The sequence below is a fragment of the Pseudomonas caricapapayae genome, assembly GCF_001400735.1.
Lineage (GTDB): Bacteria > Pseudomonadota > Gammaproteobacteria > Pseudomonadales > Pseudomonadaceae > Aquipseudomonas > Aquipseudomonas caricapapayae.
The window spans coordinates 22071-37303 of the sequence record NZ_LJPW01000041.1 but is presented as its reverse complement, the minus strand read 5'-3'; the positions used below and the strand labels follow the sequence as shown (position 1 = coordinate 37303).

The window sequence follows — 15233 nt, the reverse complement described above, 5'->3', positions numbered from 1 at the left end:
CCTTTTTATCAGCGGTGGGTCGCGATCCAGATCAACAGGCCCGCCTGAAAGACTGCGAAGGTCACCAGGCAGGCGATCGTGAAGCGCAGACCGGCGTCTTCGCGCTTGTACTTGCCGACCCGGTCTTCATGCTGGCGAATGATCACTTCCTGCTCGATCAGGTTCTTTTCAGCCTTCTCGAGCATTTGCGAGGCTTCGAGAATCTCGATGATCTGCACCTTGTCATTGTTCCAGGTGCTGTGCAGATTGCCGACATGGACGTCCTTGATGGTGCCTTTCATGTGCTGGGCATCGGCGTAAGCCACTTCAAAGCCCAGGGTGCGCAGGAAGTGGTCGCGTCGCAGACGTGTGTCCTCGTTCAGGCCGTCCTTGCTCGCCAGGGCCACACCTTCAATCTTGTAGGACGACCATCTTTTCTGTGCCCAATGCACCGCATGGGCAATCATGAAGCGACCGATGCCACGGTTCCACGGCTCGATCTGCAGGCCTGACTCGGGACCAAAACGCACCGTGCGTTTCTCGTGGTCGGCCCAGACATCCAGATTGTTCTGTTCCTTGCGAACCCGCTGGCCCGGCAACTGAACATTGATGCGCAGCAGACTCAATTCCTTGCTATGCCGTTCGGCGCGGCCGAACTGCACAAAACGCAAGGGGCGGCCACCTGTCGCACGGTCTGTAGGCAGTGGCGACAGACGCAACATCTGAAAGTTTTCGGGCAGAACGTCTTCCCACGGCTGTGGCGGTGCCGGCACCTCGGCTTCTGTGCTTGCGGGTGCTGCGGTGGTTTCAGTCATGGTATTCGCGTCAGTCATAATGGTGTCCTTTCCTGGGCCTTGCCCCGGCACACGGGTCACGGAACAAAAGGCCAGCAATCCGCTATCGGCCAGATCCGCCAGGACTGAAGGGCATGCGACTAACGGGCGTCAGATCTTTTTTTCCTGGTGGGGCAGGGCTTTGATAAAGCTCAGGATCCGCCTGGTGACTTCACCGGCCAGCGGCTGAGTCGGATTACGGTAGGACAGCAACTGCTGCTGCAGATCATCCGGGACGATGCGCAGCACATGGTTCATTCCGTCGATCAGGGCCAATTCGGCATCCGGCCTGGCTTTTTGCAGCAGCAGGGCGTCGCCTACGCCCACCTGAATGTCATTGCGGCCCTGAACGATCAGCGCCGGAATGTGCAATGCACCGAACGCTGCAGCCGGGTCCTGACGGAACAGCGAGATCAGATAAGGCTGAACGCTGGCGCGGAATACCACTTCCAGTTCGGCGGGCACGTTGTCATCGGTTTTTCCTGCCTTGAGTTCGTCCAGCAACTGATTGCTGCGTTGCAGCAGGTCGGGTGGCAAGCGTTCCTGAAACTGCTCGCGCAGCACCTGATCCACAGGTCGCCCGGTGCCTGCCACGGAAATCAGCGCCGCTGCACCCACCTTCTCAGCTGCCAGCGTTGCCACCAGTGCGCCCTCGCTGTGGCCCAGCAGGATCAACTGGCCCAGACGCGGATTGGCTTTGAGCGCCCTGGCCCAGAGCCCGACATCGGCAACGTAACGCTCGACGCTGAGGTTGCGCTCATCCGGGGTGACCGCCTTGCTGGCCGCGACGCCCCGTTTGTCGTAACGCACGCTGGCAATATTGTTGCTGGCCAGAATGACCGCCAGGCGCTTCATGCTGTCGTTGCGTCCGCCCTCGGGGTTATTGCCGTCGCGGTCTGTGGGGCCGGAACCGGCGATGATCAGCACCACCGGTACCGGCTTGTCCGACCGTGGCATGAGCAGGGTGCCGTACAGCTTGCCGTTTTCGGTGTCCACCGTTATCTGCCGCTGCACCGCACTGGGCGCCGCTGCACTGGCTGTTCCAGCTATGAGGCTCAGGATCAGGGTCATCGGCAGGGCCAGCAGACGCAACGCTTTTGGAACTCGAAACAGGGAATTACCGGATAACATCGCAAGGCCATCATGGGGAAGTCTCGCTTGGACGCACGCCGCGGCAGAAGGTTCGAGGATGAACTGAACCGCGAGCCTGCGTATACTGGCGCGCTTGGTTTAACGATCTGGTTTTTTGGCTGATTTTTCGGAGCGCCCGCATGTCCGGCAACACTTTCGGCAAGCTGTTCACTGTCACCACCGCCGGCGAAAGCCACGGCCCGGCGCTGGTCGCTATCGTCGACGGCTGCCCGCCTGGGCTGGAGCTGGACCTGCAAGACCTGCAGCGTGATCTGGACCGGCGCAAACCGGGCACCAGCCGTCACACCACCCAGCGTCAGGAGGCCGATGAGGTCGAGATCCTTTCGGGCGTGTTCGAGGGCCGGACGACCGGTGCCTCCATTGGTTTGCTGATTCGCAACACCGACCAGAAATCCAAAGACTACTCGGCCATCAAGGACCTGTTCCGCCCGGCTCACGCCGATTACACCTACCACCACAAATACGGTATCCGCGACTACCGCGGCGGCGGCCGCAGTTCGGCAAGGGAAACCGCCATGCGGGTGGCGGCGGGGGCCATTGCCAAGAAATATCTGGCAACCCAGGGCATCGTCATTCGGGGTTACATGAGCCAGCTTGGCCCGATCCAGATCCCGTTCAAGACCTGGGAATGCGTCGAAGACAACGCGTTTTTCTGCCCCGACCCTGACAAGGTGCCGGAGCTGGAAGCCTACATGGACCAGCTACGCCGTGATCAGGACTCGGTCGGTGCGAAAATCACGGTGGTTGCAGAAGGCGTGATGCCTGGCCTTGGCGAGCCGATCTTCGATCGTCTGGATGCCGAGCTGGCCCATGCGTTGATGAGCATCAATGCGGTCAAGGGCGTGGAGATCGGTGCCGGTTTCGATTGCGTTGCGCAACGCGGCACCGAGCACCGCGACGAGATGACGCCGCAGGGTTTCCTGTCCAATCAGGCGGGCGGTATTCTCGGCGGTATTTCCTCTGGCCAGCCGATCATTGCGCACCTGGCACTCAAGCCTACGTCCAGCATCACCACACCGGGGCGCTCGATAGACACCGATGGCAACGCGGCCGATGTCATCACCAAAGGGCGGCACGACCCGTGTGTCGGCATCCGTGCCACACCGATTGCCGAAGCGATGATGGCCATCGTGTTGCTGGATCATCTGCTGCGTCATCGCGGTCAGAACGCCGATGTCAGCGTCAACACGCCTGTGCTGGGGCAGTTGTAATGCACGCCGTCACGGTCGCGGACTGCTAGCGTGGCGCAAGCTTGCGGCGGACAGCTTCCGTACTGGCGGCTGTCCGGGTTCTACGTGTGTTATTTCGCCTTGCTCGGCCTGTCCGCGCCGTTCATGGCCCTTTACCTTCACCATTTGGGTTTTTCCAGCGCACGAATCGGCGAACTGATCGCCATTCCCATGCTGATGCGCTGTGTAGCCCCCAATATCTGGGGCTGGCTGGGCGACCATACCGGGCGCCGGCTGATAATTGTGCGTTCTGGTGCCCTCTGTACGCTGCTGGCATTTTCGCTGATTCTGGTGGAAAAAAGTTACGCCTGGCTGGCGATGGTCATGGCGCTCTATGCATTCTTCTGGCACGCCATACTTCCGCAGTTCGAGGTCATCACCCTCGCGCACCTTCAAGGCCAGACCTCGCGCTACAGCCAGATCAGGCTGTGGGGCTCGATCGGCTTCATTCTTGCGGTGGTGGTACTGGGGCGGGTGTTCGAGTGGTTCAGCCTGGACCTGTTCCCCTACATCGTGCTGGCGATCATGTCGGGTATCGCTCTCAGCAGCTGGTGGGTTCCGAACGCGCATCCTGCGCCGTCGACGCGGGAAGCCGAGGCGGGCGGTTTTCTTCGGCAACTGGGACGACCCGGTGTGTGGGCGTTTTACGTCAGCGTTGCGCTGATGGTGCTCAGTCATGGCCCGTATTACACCTTTTTGACCCTGCACTTGGAGGCACTCGGCTACAGCCGCGGTCTCATCGGCATGTTATGGGCGCTCGGCGTTGTGGCTGAAGTGCTGATGTTCATGGCAATGAGCCGTATTCTGCAGCGGTTTTCCGTGCGCCAGGTGCTGTTCGCCAGTTTTCTGCTGGCGGCACTGCGCTGGCTGCTGTTGGGCATGTTTGCCGATCATTTGACTGCGCTGCTGATTGCGCAGGTGATGCATGCCGCTACATTCGGCAGCTTTCACGCCGCTGCCATTCATTTCGTGCAAAGTAGTTTTGGCCCGCGCCAGCAAGGGCAGGGGCAGGCACTGTATGCTGCCTTGTCCGGTGTTGGTGGAGCCTTGGGCGCGCTGTACTCCGGCTATAGCTGGAACGCGCTGGGGCCTGCCTGGACATTTGCCATCGCCAGCCTTGCAGCCTTTGCCGCAGCCGTCATGATTGTCACACCCAAGAAAGAGGAAGGTGTATGAGCCGCGAACAACTGAGCCTGGAAATCATCGAAGCCGGGCGCTTCCTGTATGGCCGTGGCTGGTCGCCTGCCACCAGCAGCAATTATTCTGCGCGCCTTTCGGCCAGTGAAGCGCTGCTGACCGTATCCGGCAAGCACAAGGGCCAGTTGGGTCCCGACGATGTGCTGACTACCGATCTGGCTGGCAACAGCCTGGAACCAGGCAAAAAACCGTCTGCCGAAACGTTGCTGCATACCCAGCTTTATAGCTGCAGACCACAGGTCGGTGCCGTATTGCACACCCACTCGGTGAACGCAACGGTGCTTTCAAGGCTGACCGCTGCCGATCATCTGGTGTTCGAGGACTATGAACTGCAGAAGGCTTTTCATGGTGTGATCACTCATCAGTCACAGGTCGTGGTCCCGATTTTTGACAATGATCAGGATATTGCCCGTCTCGCCGCAAAGGTCCAGCCTTGGCTCGACGCCCATCCCGAGTGCGCCGGCTACCTGATTCGTGGTCACGGCCTTTACACCTGGGGAGCGAAAATGAGTGATGCATTGCGCCAGATCGAGGCGTTCGAGTTTCTGTTCGAGTGCGAGCTGAAAATGCGCGCGGTACTGAACCGTTAAAGACGCCGTATTAAACCAGTCTGTAAGCCTGACCGGCCTGTAAAAGCCGGAAGGCGGTGCCCCAAACCGAGGATTCATGCCATGAGCAGCTTGTCCGTTTATCACGTTTCAAGCCCCGACACGCCCAATAAGGTGCTGACCCATCTGGAAGACATTGCCTCGACGCTGGCCGAGCACGGCGTGGCGTTCGACCGCTGGGAAGCGGCAACGCCGATCACCCCCGGTGCCAGTCAGGAAGAGGTGATCAGCGCCTATCGTACCCAGATCGACAAGCTGATGACTGAACGTGGCTATGTCACCGTGGACGTCATCAGCCTTAGCGGTGACCATCCGCAGAAAGCCGAGTTACGCGCCAAATTCCTTGAAGAGCACCGGCATGGCGAGGACGAAGTACGCTTTTTTGTGGCCGGACGGGGCTTGTTCACGCTGCACATCGAAGATTATGTGTACGCCGTGCTATGCGAGAAGAACGACCTGATTTCGGTACCGGCCGGCACACGGCACTGGTTCGATATGGGTGAGCATCCGCATTTCGTTGCCATTCGGTTGTTCAACAACCCGGAAGGCTGGGTGGCGAATTTTACCGGTGAAGACATTGCCGGCCGTTTTCCACGGCTGGAAGACTGACAGGAGCCCGATTCTGATGCCCATCAAAGCTGTCCTCACGGATATCGAAGGCACTACCAGTGCAGTGAGTTTTGTTTTCGAGGTGTTGTTTCCGTTCGCCAGAAAACACTTGCCCGAATTTGTTCGGCAAAATGCCGGGCAGCCGCTCATATCGTCGCAACTGCACGCAGTGCGCGCCGAGGCCAATGAGCCAGACGCCGATATCGAAAGGGTTATCGCGATATTGCTGGAATGGATTGCCGAGGACCGCAAGGCCACGCCGCTCAAGGCATTGCAGGGCATGATCTGGGAGCAGGGCTATAACGCGGGAGTGCTCAAAGGCCATGTTTACCCGGATGCCGTCGACGCATTGAAGCTCTGGCATCAGCAGGGCTACGGTCTCTACGTTTACTCGTCAGGCTCGATTCAAGCCCAGCAGCTTATCTTCGGCTGTTCCGAAGCGGGTGATCTTTCAGGTCTGTTCAGCGGTTATTTCGATACGACGTCCGGTCCCAAGCGCGAAGCGCAGTCATATCGGACAATTGCACAAGCGATTGGCTGTCCCGCCCAGGACATTCTGTTCCTCTCCGATATCGTCGAGGAACTCGACGCTGCCCAGGCCGCCGGGATGGCCACTTGCGGTCTGGCGCGTGAGGGCGGGGTGCTTGCTGGGCACCGCTGTGTGAGCAGCTTTGCACTCATCGACCCTGCTTCTTTCTAGACGACTCCAGCCTGTTGCGCGCGCCATCGCCCTGGTGGCGCGGCCTGAAAATCTGCCTGCTGCAAGGCTTGCGCGCCATTTCTGTAGGGCGTGTCCTGCTGTCGAGTAAGGCGTTTCCTGCCTGAAAGTGCGTTGAATCTGTTTGTTTGGCTCATCCTTCTTCAAAGCGATTATTCGTGTAATTTCTGCGCCATCGCCCCCGAGTCAGGGACAACACGTGTACCCGTTCACGGGCGCAGAAGGAGCGGTAGCGATGGGCAGTGCCATTACAGAAAGCGCAAGCAGGGATCTTTTGATACAGCAGATGGTAAGCACAATCACCGAACTCGATGGCCAGACCGCCATCGAAAATGCCCTCCAGTGGCTGCGACGCGAATGTGGCAGTGAGCGGGCGATGTTCTATCAGTTCAAAGGACCGCTGTTGCTGACGTTCATTACGTCCAATGTCGATGATGCCTGGGGCAAGGCCTACCGCCAGCATGAGTTGATCACTCAGGACCCGGTCATCCGTTGTTACCGTAATCAGCTGGGGTTCGTAAACTGGCAGGACGCATTCAGGCAATACCCGGTCTCAGCACGTTACGACGAGCTCGTCGAGGCGGGCGGACTGCTTCCGGCTATTTCCTATGGCTACACTAATCATTGCCGCGGTACTGACAGTGTCACATCGGTCTGCACACTGGGCGAGGTAGAACGCATGATCTCGGCTGAACAAAAATACCTGATGAGCAGTCTCATGCCAGTGCTGCACAGCGTCGCGCGGGGTTTGAAATTCTGTTCTCGTGGTCTGACCCATCGGGAACTGGAGGTGCTGCAGTGGGCCAGAGACGGAAAAACCGCCTGGGAGATATCCATGATCCGCGATGTGTCGGAGTCGACGGTGAAATATCACCTCAAGACCATTTATTCCAAACTGGGTGTTGCCAATCGGGCGCAGGCAGTAGGTGAGGCGCTTTGCCGTGGTCTGATCAGATAGCTCATCAACCACAGGCAGCCAAAATAGTGGGTAAAAAAAAGCCGCGAAAACAAAATGTGATCGCGGCAAACAAGGGATGAGAGAGCGTACAGCGGACGCCACCCACAAAGGGTGGCGAGAAAATCAACGGGTGTGGTAAGTCGGCAGATCGAAGCGGTGCTGGCTTTGCAGCATCGAAATGGCTGGCAACTCGCTGGCTTGTGCAGCCAGGTCGCGGCGGATAGCGCTGATTACCCATTCCAGTTGAACCGGAGTGTGCAACTGAGCATAAGACACGGAGCGACGGATCTGTTTGCCATCGTGAGTACGCAACGACAACAGTACACCACCATCAGGACGTGGCTGGGTGGTGACGGTGTAGTCGGAGAATACGGAAGCGAATTTTTCTTGAATAAAGGTCATGTCAGGCGGCTCCATTGCTCATGGGATAATAAGCTTGCAAGTACTATTGCAGTGTCTGTGCCAGTATTTGCACTTGAATTAAATCCTTTAAAATCAAGCAGTTAAAATATTATCGATTTTCAGGTCTCGTGCATTTTGCATGAACGCCCATCGTGCGCCCTGCATTTTGCCGGTTCCTGACCGTGGTCAATCGGGCAGAACGGAGTATTGGAGGATTTCGCTGCTGTCTCTGATGCCGATCGAACAGCCAGCGAGACTTGCGGTCAGTGTGTTTATCGCTGCCGGGCCATCAAATGCCCGGAGTGCCGTGCGCCAAGGAGCCATTTAATGACCGATACAGATATCAGCCCGTCGAAAACCATGACCGAAGACGAAGCAGCCGAGTTCGCCGAGCAGGTATTCGACGTGGCTCGTCAGGGAAATGCAGTCATGCTGGAGCGCCTGCTTGAAAAGGGATTGCCTGCAGATTTGCGCAATCACAAGGGCGACACGCTATTGATGCTGGCCAGCTATCACTGTCATGCGGATGCGGTCAGGGTGCTGCTGAGTTTCAAGGCCGATCCGGAAATCCGTAATGACAACGGCCAGAGCCCTATCGCCGGTGCCGCGTTCAAAGGTGATCTGGCAGTGGTCCGGTTGCTGGTGGAGGCGGGTGCCAATGTGGACGGGGCGTCTGCCGACGGTCGTACCGCACTGATGATGGCCGCGATGTTCAATCGCAACGAGATAGTCGATTACCTGATCAGTCAGGGCGCAGATCCGCATGCCACTGATGCCAAGGGCATTAACGCACTGGGTGCCGCTCAGGCGATGGGTGCGACTGTCACCATCGAGCAGTTGACGAAACTGGGTGTACAGCCAGCCCGGTCATGAGGCCGTGCTCTTCAAGGGCGCAAGTACTCAGGCATGAACACATAGAGGCGCGAAGGATTTACCGTTATCCTTCGCGCCTCTTTTTTTGCCCGTTATCAGGATCGCCATCATGAAAGACTCTCTGGTCGAATTAATCAGCAAAGTCAGCTCCGGCTGCATGGGCGACGATGAAATCGTGCATATTGCCGATGAGGCGGCACAGGCGTATGCCGACCCTCAGGCGTTTCTGACCGCTAATCCTGATATCAACTACGACGACACCTTTCCGATCCCGTTGGGCGAATGGGTGGTGGTGGGCAGTTTGCCGGAGACAGTACTGTTCCAGGCTGACAGCTATATGGAGATGTTCGAGCAGATCGTGCAATCGTTCGGCAAGGATGTGACGTTCAACATCAAGCCGAAACAGTTGGCCAAGGTCGAACCGCTCGTAGCGCTCAATCGTATTCAGATTCAATTGAGCAGCATGAACAAGGACATGGGCGGCTATGTCTTGATGAATTTCAGCCAGCCACTGGATGACGAATTGCAAGCGGTGCTGGTTTACGGCCGTGACGAGGCGCGTGTGCTCGAACTGGCAGCGCTGGCCGGCATCCATGCCGCCCCTGCACTGCAAGCGTTGCGCGGTTAGCCCAGGGCGGTGTCGAGAAACATCATCACTGCAAAGCCACCCATCAGCCCCAGCGTTGCCGAGGTCTGATGGCCGTTGCGGTGGGTTTCCGGGATGACTTCATGGGACACCACGAAGATCATCGCGCCTGCCGCGAGCCCCATGCTCAGCGGATAGGCAATGGCAAAGCCGCTGGAAATCCCCAGGCCCACCAGCGCGCCCAGCGGTTCCATCAGGCCTGAACCGACAGCCACCAGCATCGCCTTGAATGCCGACAACCCCGTAGCACGCAGGGCCAGCGCGATGGCCAGGCCTTCAGGAATGTCCTGAATGGCGATGGCCGTGGTCAACGGCAAGCCGACATTCATGTCGCCGCTGGCGAAACTGACGCCTATCGCCATGCCCTCGGGCAGGTTATGCAGGGTGATCGCCAGGACGAATAGCCAGACCCGACTGATGCGCTCCGAATGGGGCCCCTGACGACCTACGCTTTCATGCTCATGCGGGGTGAACTTGTCCAGACCCAGCATCAATAGCACGCCCAGTCCAAGCCCCGCGACAACCGTTGCAGCGGCCCATGGTCCGCTGTCGGTAATGTCCTTGGCGGCCTCCAGCCCCGGCAGTATCAGCGAGAACGAACTGGCAGCCAGCATCATGCCAGCGGCAAAGCCGAGCATGATGTCCTGAGCGCGTTGCGAGACATTGCGCAGGGCGACGGCCATGATCGCGCCCAGTGCCGTGGCCAGAAAACCGGCTGTCCCGCCCAGCAATGCATGATTGAAGTTGACCTGACTGGTGCCGTAGAAGGCGTTGTAGAGGCTGATGCCGATCAGGCCGGCGACGATCAGTAGAGCGAGCGCGAAGCCCAGGCTTACCAGCGGGCTGCCCTGAAGATGGCTGGACCATGTCGCCCAGGGCGTTCGGGGGTGTGCGGGCGTTGGCATGAAAACGGCTACCTTTGTGAGGGTGGAAAGCGATGGCGGATGAAATGCGAAGTCGACCCCGATTGGGAGCCCGAGAATATAAGGTTGGTTCAACGGAACCCGCGAACGGCGCAACTATCCTAGGAAGGTAAGCATTCAATTAGGGGCAACACCATGGGTTCTAGCTTCAATGGCCTGGTCGGCTTGATCATTCTGGCGCTCGATATCTGGGCCATCATCAATGTCTTGAAAAGCGGCGCAGAGACCGGCAAGAAAATCCTCTGGGTATTGCTGATCGTGCTGTTGCCTGTTGTGGGCCTGATCATCTGGGCAATTCTCGGGCCGCGCGGCAACGTACGCATCTGATACTTCGGCAGGCTGCAAAGGAACGCTTGATTGCCTTGGGTAATCAGGCGTTTTTCGTTTAAGGGAGCAGTCATCTGCACGGGATAAGCTGCACAGAGGTTCGACCTGTCATGCTCCTCGACGTAGAATGCGCGCCTTTATTGCGGGCGGTCGGCCGTCCTGTCATCAGTACCCAGCGGGAGCTTACCCATGAGCGATTATCAGGAAACGTTGTACGAAGGCTACGGCCAGCGCTTTCGTATGGAAAAAATGCTTCACGAAGTGCGCACCGAACACCAGCATCTGGTGATCTTCCAGAACCCGCGCATGGGCCGTGTCATGGCTCTGGATGGCGTCATCCAGACCACCGAGGCGGATGAGTTCATCTATCACGAAATGCTCACCCACGTGCCGATTCTGGCTCACGGTGCCGCCAGGCGTGTGCTGATCATCGGCGGTGGCGACGGCGGCATGTTGCGCGAAGTGGCTAAGCACCTGACGGTCGAACATATCACCATGGTCGAGATCGACGCCACGGTGGTCGAGATGTGCAAAGAGTTTTTGCCGAATCACTCCAACGGTGCCTTTGACGATTCGCGTCTGAATCTGGTCATCGACGACGGCATGCGCTTTGTCGCGACGACTGACGAGAAATTCGACGTGATCATCTCCGACTCCACCGACCCGATCGGCCCCGGTGAAGTGCTGTTCTCGGAAAACTTCTATCAGGCCTGCCATCGCTGCCTGAACGAAGGTGGCATTCTGGTGACCCAGAACGGCACGCCATTCATGCAATTGAGCGGTGTGCAGACCACGGCCGGGCGCATGAACGGTCTGTTTGCCGACTGGCACTTCTATCAGGCTGCCGTCCCGACCTATATCGGCGGGGCAATGACCTTCGCGTGGGGCGCAACTGACAAGAGCTACCGCAAACTGCCGGTGGAAACCCTGCGTCAGCGTTTCACCGGCAGCGGTATTGTTACGCGCTATTACAATCCTGAAGTCCATATCGGCGCATTCGCCTTGCCGCAGTACGTATTGAAGGCTGTGAGCAAGGCCAGCAACGACTGACCATCGATACGGCGTTGCCCAGGTTGGCCCTGAAAGACGTTGATACGCGCGGCTGGCGACAGAAATTTCACACGTTCTGTCCCAGAATTGCGCGCGAAGCTGAACAGGCAAGCGTCTTCATGGGCTGCTCAGGCCCCTGACGACCCGCAATCAAGTAATATCTGCGCCCTGTCGCACACCGCCCGTCTCTTGAAGGAAGGCGGTGCTGCACCCTGAACCTACTCCTGAATCCACCGGATCCTGACAACCATGGCCAAAACGGACGCCCAGATTCATCGGCAAGCCCGCCTGCAAAACCCGACTGTCAAATCGCATCTGGCTTACATCCTGCTCAGCGGCTTCGCTCTGATGGTGATGTACACACTGTTGCGTATCGGTCTGCTGGTCTACAACCGCGAGATGATTGGCGACACGCCAGCCTCGACGTTCCTTGAAGCGCTGTTCAACGGCACACGTTTCGACCTGCGCCTGACCATGTACCTGCTCATTCCGCTGGTGCTGTCGCTGTTCAGCGCCCGGGCCATGGCGGCACGCGGGTTCTTCCGTTTCTGGCTGACCCTGGTCGGCAGCATCACGCTGTTTTTCGGCTTGATGGAAATGGACTTCTATCGGGAGTTCCACCAGCGCCTGAACGGGCTGGTGTTTCAGTATGTCAAGGAAGACCCAAAGACCGTTCTGAGCATGCTCTGGTACGGCTTTCCGGTGGTGCGCTATCTGCTGGCCTGGGCAGTGGTGACCTGGCTGCTGAGTCTGGTGTTCAAGGGCATTGATCGTGCAACCCGTCCACGCCTTGCTGCAAACGCCAGCCCGGCGGGCACTCGTTCCGTTGCGCCGTGGTACATGCGCGTCGGCGTATTCGTTCTGGTGTTGCTGGTCATGGTGGTCTGCATCCGTGGCACCCTGCGCCAGGGCCCGCCGCTGCGCTGGGGTGACGCTTACACCACTGACTCCAACTTCGCCAATCAGCTGGGTCTCAACGGTACACTGACGTTGATCACTGCAGCCAAGAGCCGGATGTCCGAAGATCGCGACAACATCTGGAAAGCCACGCTGCCACAGAACGAGGCCCAGCAGACCGTGCGCGACATGCTGCTGACCCCGCACGACAAGCTGGTCGAGCCGGATATTGCCGCTGTGCGTCGCGACTTCACGCCGCCGGCAGAGAACACCTTGCCGATCCGCAACGTGGTCGTGATCCTGATGGAAAGCTTTGCCGGTCACTCGGTAGGGGCTCTGGGCAGCGATGCCAACATCACGCCGTACTTCGACAAGTTGTCCAAGGAAGGCTTGTTGTTCGATCACTTCTTCTCCAACGGCACTCACACCCACCAGGGTATGTTCGCCACCATGGCGTGCTTCCCGAACCTGCCGGGCTTCGAGTACCTGATGCAGACGCCGGAAGGCAGTCACAAGCTGTCAGGCCTCCCGCAATTGCTGAGCACGGGGCGTAACTACGATGACGTCTACGTCTATAACGGCAACTTTGCCTGGGACAACCAGTCCGGTTTCTTCAGCAACCAGGGCATGACCAACTTTGTCGGTCGCGAGGACTTCGTCAATCCGGTGTTCTCCGATCCGACCTGGGGTGTTTCCGACCAGGACATGTTCGATCGGGGTGCGCAGGAGCTCAAGGCCCGTCAAGACGGCAAGCCGTTCTATGCGCTGCTGCAGACCCTGTCCAACCACACGCCGTATGCCTTGCCGGATCCGCTGCCGGTCGAGCGCGTGACCGGCCACGGTTCGCTGGACGAGCATCTGACCGCCATGCGTTATGCCGACTGGGCGCTGGGCCAGTTCTTCGAGAAGGCCAAAAAAGAGCCATACTTCAAGAACACGCTGTTCGTGGTACTGGGCGACCATGGTTTTGGTAACGACAAGCAACTGACCGAAATGGACCTGGGCCGTTTCAACGTGCCTCTGCTGCTGATCGGTCCTGGTGTGCAGGAGAAGTTCGGTCAGCGCAGCAGCATCGTGGGTACGCAGGTCGACGTAGTGCCGACCATCATGGGGCGTCTGGGTGGCCTGAACCGCAACCAGTGCTGGGGCCGCGATCTGCTCAATCTGCCAGAGGGCGACAAGGGGTTTGGCGTGATCAAACCGTCGGGCAGCGAGCAGGTGGTCGCGATCATCAGCGGCAACCGCATTCTGATCGAACCGACGGAAATGCCTGCCAAGTTGTTGACCTATACCCTTGGTGCCAAGCCACATGCCGAGGAAGTGCCTGATGCACCTGACGCGCAGGAGCTCAAGCGCAAGCTGGAAAGCTTCCTGCAGACGGCTACCAAGAGCCTTCTGGACAACACGGCAGGTGTAGAAGCCAGCAAGAACCGCAACTGATGAAAACCGACTCGTCGGGGTAACCGGCGAGCGGGATCAGCCCACAGACATAAGGCCCTCGGCATCCATTGCGAGGGCCTTTTGTTTTGCCCGCGATGGCAGGCTGCCCGGCTTAATTCGTTGGAACGAATGCGCGGGCCAAAAGGTCCAGATCACATAAGCCAGAGTGCCTGGCTTCGTTCTGGAGGCATTGATGAAACAGTGGGCCATTTTGTACCTGGACAAGGATGGTGTGCAGCAGCGTGTTGAGGCTGGCTTTGACGAGTGCCCGACCCCGGAGGACGCCGCGCGTTTTCTGCGCAAGGACCTGTACCCGGTCACCGATGAGCTGAATCTCAATGATCTTGATGGGCGTACCGAAGAGCCGACTGTGAAGACGCTCAAGGACCATAACAGTGTGCAGATCATTTCCATTACAGAAGTCGCCTGACCTGAAGTGATTCAAAAAGCTTTTCGTGGCAACCACTTGGCATCTGCCCTGTGAAGGGTCTACTCTGCAGATGAGGCCGTTGAAGCGGCCTCTGACATCTCGATATCCGACCTGTGCCAAGCCTGGTCCGGTCAGCTACATGCTTGATTCCCCACGCCGGATTACCTGTCGTGTGGCGGCCCCCGACGATTCGGCGGTCGCTCTGGAAGAGTTGAAACTCTATCTATCGTTGCATAGGAGGACGTTTCATGAGCACAGCCTATCAAGAGGACATCAGCAGTAACGTACTGCGCCGCATGAAAGAAGGCGGTTTTGATTTCGCGCGAATCTACCCTATCGAGTTCTACGCCATCTTCCCGGACGAGGAGCGGGCACGGCAGGCCGCAGAGCAATTTCGCGGTGAATCCCTCAACACCCAGGTCAACATACGTGACGACGGTAACTGGCACCTGCAATTGAGCAAAGTGATGTACGCCACCTATGACGGTATCGGTGACTTCGAACAGGACTTTCAGGCGGTGATTTCACCTATGGACGGTGAAGTGGAAGGCTGGGGTGTCACTCAGGAGATCAGACGACTGCACGCTTGATACTTGTTTATTGTCAGACAATACGCGACCGGCTGATTCGGGACAGGTTCTGGATCAGCCGGTTGTGTTTTCGGCTTTCGTTCATAAACAGTGGTCAAAAAAAAGCCACTCAAATGAGTGGCGCAAAGGGAAGTCTGTTTAAAATCCGCACAGGCAGACCGGCGGATCCGAAAAATAACGCGTGAGGCAAAAGTACCGTTTGGTGCCCTGTTTGCTCGGTTGCTGGCGAGTATGGCGAACTAATATCGTTGGCGGAAATCAACTCTGACTATGCTGATCATAGATTTCACGGTTGAATGACGCTTCCGAATGAGGCGCGAAAGAATTGGCTTGGGCGTTTAGTGCACAGGAATGGTGCGCAGAGCGCTGGAT

At 58.1% G+C, this 15233-nt stretch carries 17 protein-coding genes; 13 read left to right on the top strand and 4 right to left on the bottom strand.

What is annotated here, in order from left to right; all coding sequences use genetic code 11:
* Positions 1-8 precede the first annotated feature (8 nt).
* Both ALO80_RS05660 and ALO80_RS05655 read right to left on the bottom strand, forming a co-directional pair.
* The gene (locus ALO80_RS05660; protein WP_082427482.1) at positions 9-812 is read right to left on the bottom strand and encodes a hypothetical protein; all 804 of its coding nucleotides are present in this window, start codon (positions 810-812) and stop codon (positions 9-11) included.
* 111 nt (positions 813-923) lie between these two features.
* Positions 924-1943, bottom strand: a complete 1020-nt coding sequence (locus ALO80_RS05655; protein WP_055008250.1) for an alpha/beta hydrolase — start codon at positions 1941-1943, stop codon at positions 924-926.
* Positions 1944-2083: 140 nt separating this feature from the next.
* Between ALO80_RS05655 and aroC the strand changes: the two genes are divergently transcribed.
* The 6 genes from aroC to ALO80_RS05625 all read left to right on the top strand — a co-directional run bounded on the left by aroC (position 2084) and on the right by ALO80_RS05625 (position 7283).
* Positions 2084-3175: a chorismate synthase gene (gene aroC / locus ALO80_RS05650; RefSeq protein ID WP_054987725.1), complete on the top strand. Its 1092-nt coding sequence runs from the start codon at positions 2084-2086 to the stop codon at positions 3173-3175.
* Positions 3176-3205: 30 nt separating this feature from the next.
* Positions 3206-4369 (top strand): MFS transporter, encoded by a 1164-nt coding sequence (locus ALO80_RS05645; protein WP_054987726.1) that lies wholly within the window; start codon positions 3206-3208, stop codon positions 4367-4369.
* The gene (locus ALO80_RS05640) at positions 4366-4980 is read left to right on the top strand and encodes a methylthioribulose 1-phosphate dehydratase (protein WP_055008249.1); all 615 of its coding nucleotides are present in this window, start codon (positions 4366-4368) and stop codon (positions 4978-4980) included. Before ALO80_RS05645 ends, ALO80_RS05640 begins: the two co-directional genes overlap by 4 nt.
* 81 nt (positions 4981-5061) lie before the next feature.
* Positions 5062-5607, top strand: coding sequence for a 1,2-dihydroxy-3-keto-5-methylthiopentene dioxygenase (locus ALO80_RS05635; RefSeq protein ID WP_055008248.1), 546 nt, complete (start codon positions 5062-5064; stop codon positions 5605-5607).
* Between the two features lie 16 nt (positions 5608-5623).
* The gene (gene mtnC, locus ALO80_RS05630) at positions 5624-6307 is read left to right on the top strand and encodes an acireductone synthase (RefSeq protein WP_055008247.1); all 684 of its coding nucleotides are present in this window, start codon (positions 5624-5626) and stop codon (positions 6305-6307) included.
* A gap of 253 nt (positions 6308-6560) precedes the next feature.
* Positions 6561-7283, top strand: coding sequence for a helix-turn-helix transcriptional regulator (locus ALO80_RS05625; RefSeq protein WP_055008246.1), 723 nt, complete (start codon positions 6561-6563; stop codon positions 7281-7283).
* Positions 7284-7406: 123 nt separating this feature from the next.
* On the opposite strand, the gene ALO80_RS05620 is transcribed toward ALO80_RS05625, so the two are convergent.
* Complete coding sequence (locus ALO80_RS05620; RefSeq protein WP_002552849.1) at positions 7407-7685, bottom strand: DUF3509 domain-containing protein; 279 nt, start codon at positions 7683-7685, stop codon at positions 7407-7409.
* Between the two features lie 327 nt (positions 7686-8012).
* Here ALO80_RS05620 and ALO80_RS05615 point away from each other — a divergent pair, with 327 nt between their 5' ends.
* Together ALO80_RS05615 and ALO80_RS05610 are read left to right on the top strand one after the other, a co-directional pair.
* Positions 8013-8558, top strand: coding sequence for an ankyrin repeat domain-containing protein (locus ALO80_RS05615; RefSeq protein ID WP_055008245.1), 546 nt, complete (start codon positions 8013-8015; stop codon positions 8556-8558).
* Positions 8559-8667: 109 nt separating this feature from the next.
* Positions 8668-9186 (top strand): hypothetical protein, encoded by a 519-nt coding sequence (locus ALO80_RS05610; protein WP_055008244.1) that lies wholly within the window; start codon positions 8668-8670, stop codon positions 9184-9186.
* On the opposite strand, the gene ALO80_RS05605 is transcribed toward ALO80_RS05610, so the two are convergent.
* Complete coding sequence (locus ALO80_RS05605; RefSeq protein WP_055008243.1) at positions 9183-10109, bottom strand: ZIP family metal transporter; 927 nt, start codon at positions 10107-10109, stop codon at positions 9183-9185. The two genes, ALO80_RS05610 and ALO80_RS05605, sit on opposite strands and share 4 nt — an antisense overlap.
* 153 nt (positions 10110-10262) lie before the next feature.
* Between ALO80_RS05605 and ALO80_RS05600 the strand changes: the two genes are divergently transcribed.
* The 5 genes from ALO80_RS05600 (at position 10263) to ALO80_RS05580 (ending at position 14861) form a co-directional block, all read left to right on the top strand.
* Positions 10263-10454, top strand: a complete 192-nt coding sequence (locus ALO80_RS05600; protein WP_002552853.1) for a PLDc N-terminal domain-containing protein — start codon at positions 10263-10265, stop codon at positions 10452-10454.
* A 189-nt stretch (positions 10455-10643) separates the two neighbouring features.
* Positions 10644-11504 carry a polyamine aminopropyltransferase gene (gene speE / locus ALO80_RS05595; protein WP_055008242.1) on the top strand — a complete coding sequence of 287 codons (861 nt, stop codon included), beginning with the start codon at positions 10644-10646 and terminating at the stop codon, positions 11502-11504.
* Positions 11505-11753: 249 nt separating this feature from the next.
* The gene (locus ALO80_RS05590) at positions 11754-13841 is read left to right on the top strand and encodes an LTA synthase family protein (protein ID WP_055008241.1); all 2088 of its coding nucleotides are present in this window, start codon (positions 11754-11756) and stop codon (positions 13839-13841) included.
* Between the two features lie 193 nt (positions 13842-14034).
* The gene (locus ALO80_RS05585; protein WP_054987736.1) at positions 14035-14271 is read left to right on the top strand and encodes a hypothetical protein; all 237 of its coding nucleotides are present in this window, start codon (positions 14035-14037) and stop codon (positions 14269-14271) included.
* 248 nt (positions 14272-14519) lie between these two features.
* Entirely contained in the window at positions 14520-14861 is a 342-nt protein-coding gene (locus ALO80_RS05580) for a ribonuclease E inhibitor RraB (RefSeq protein WP_054987737.1), read from the top strand.
* Positions 14862-15233 lie beyond the last annotated feature (372 nt).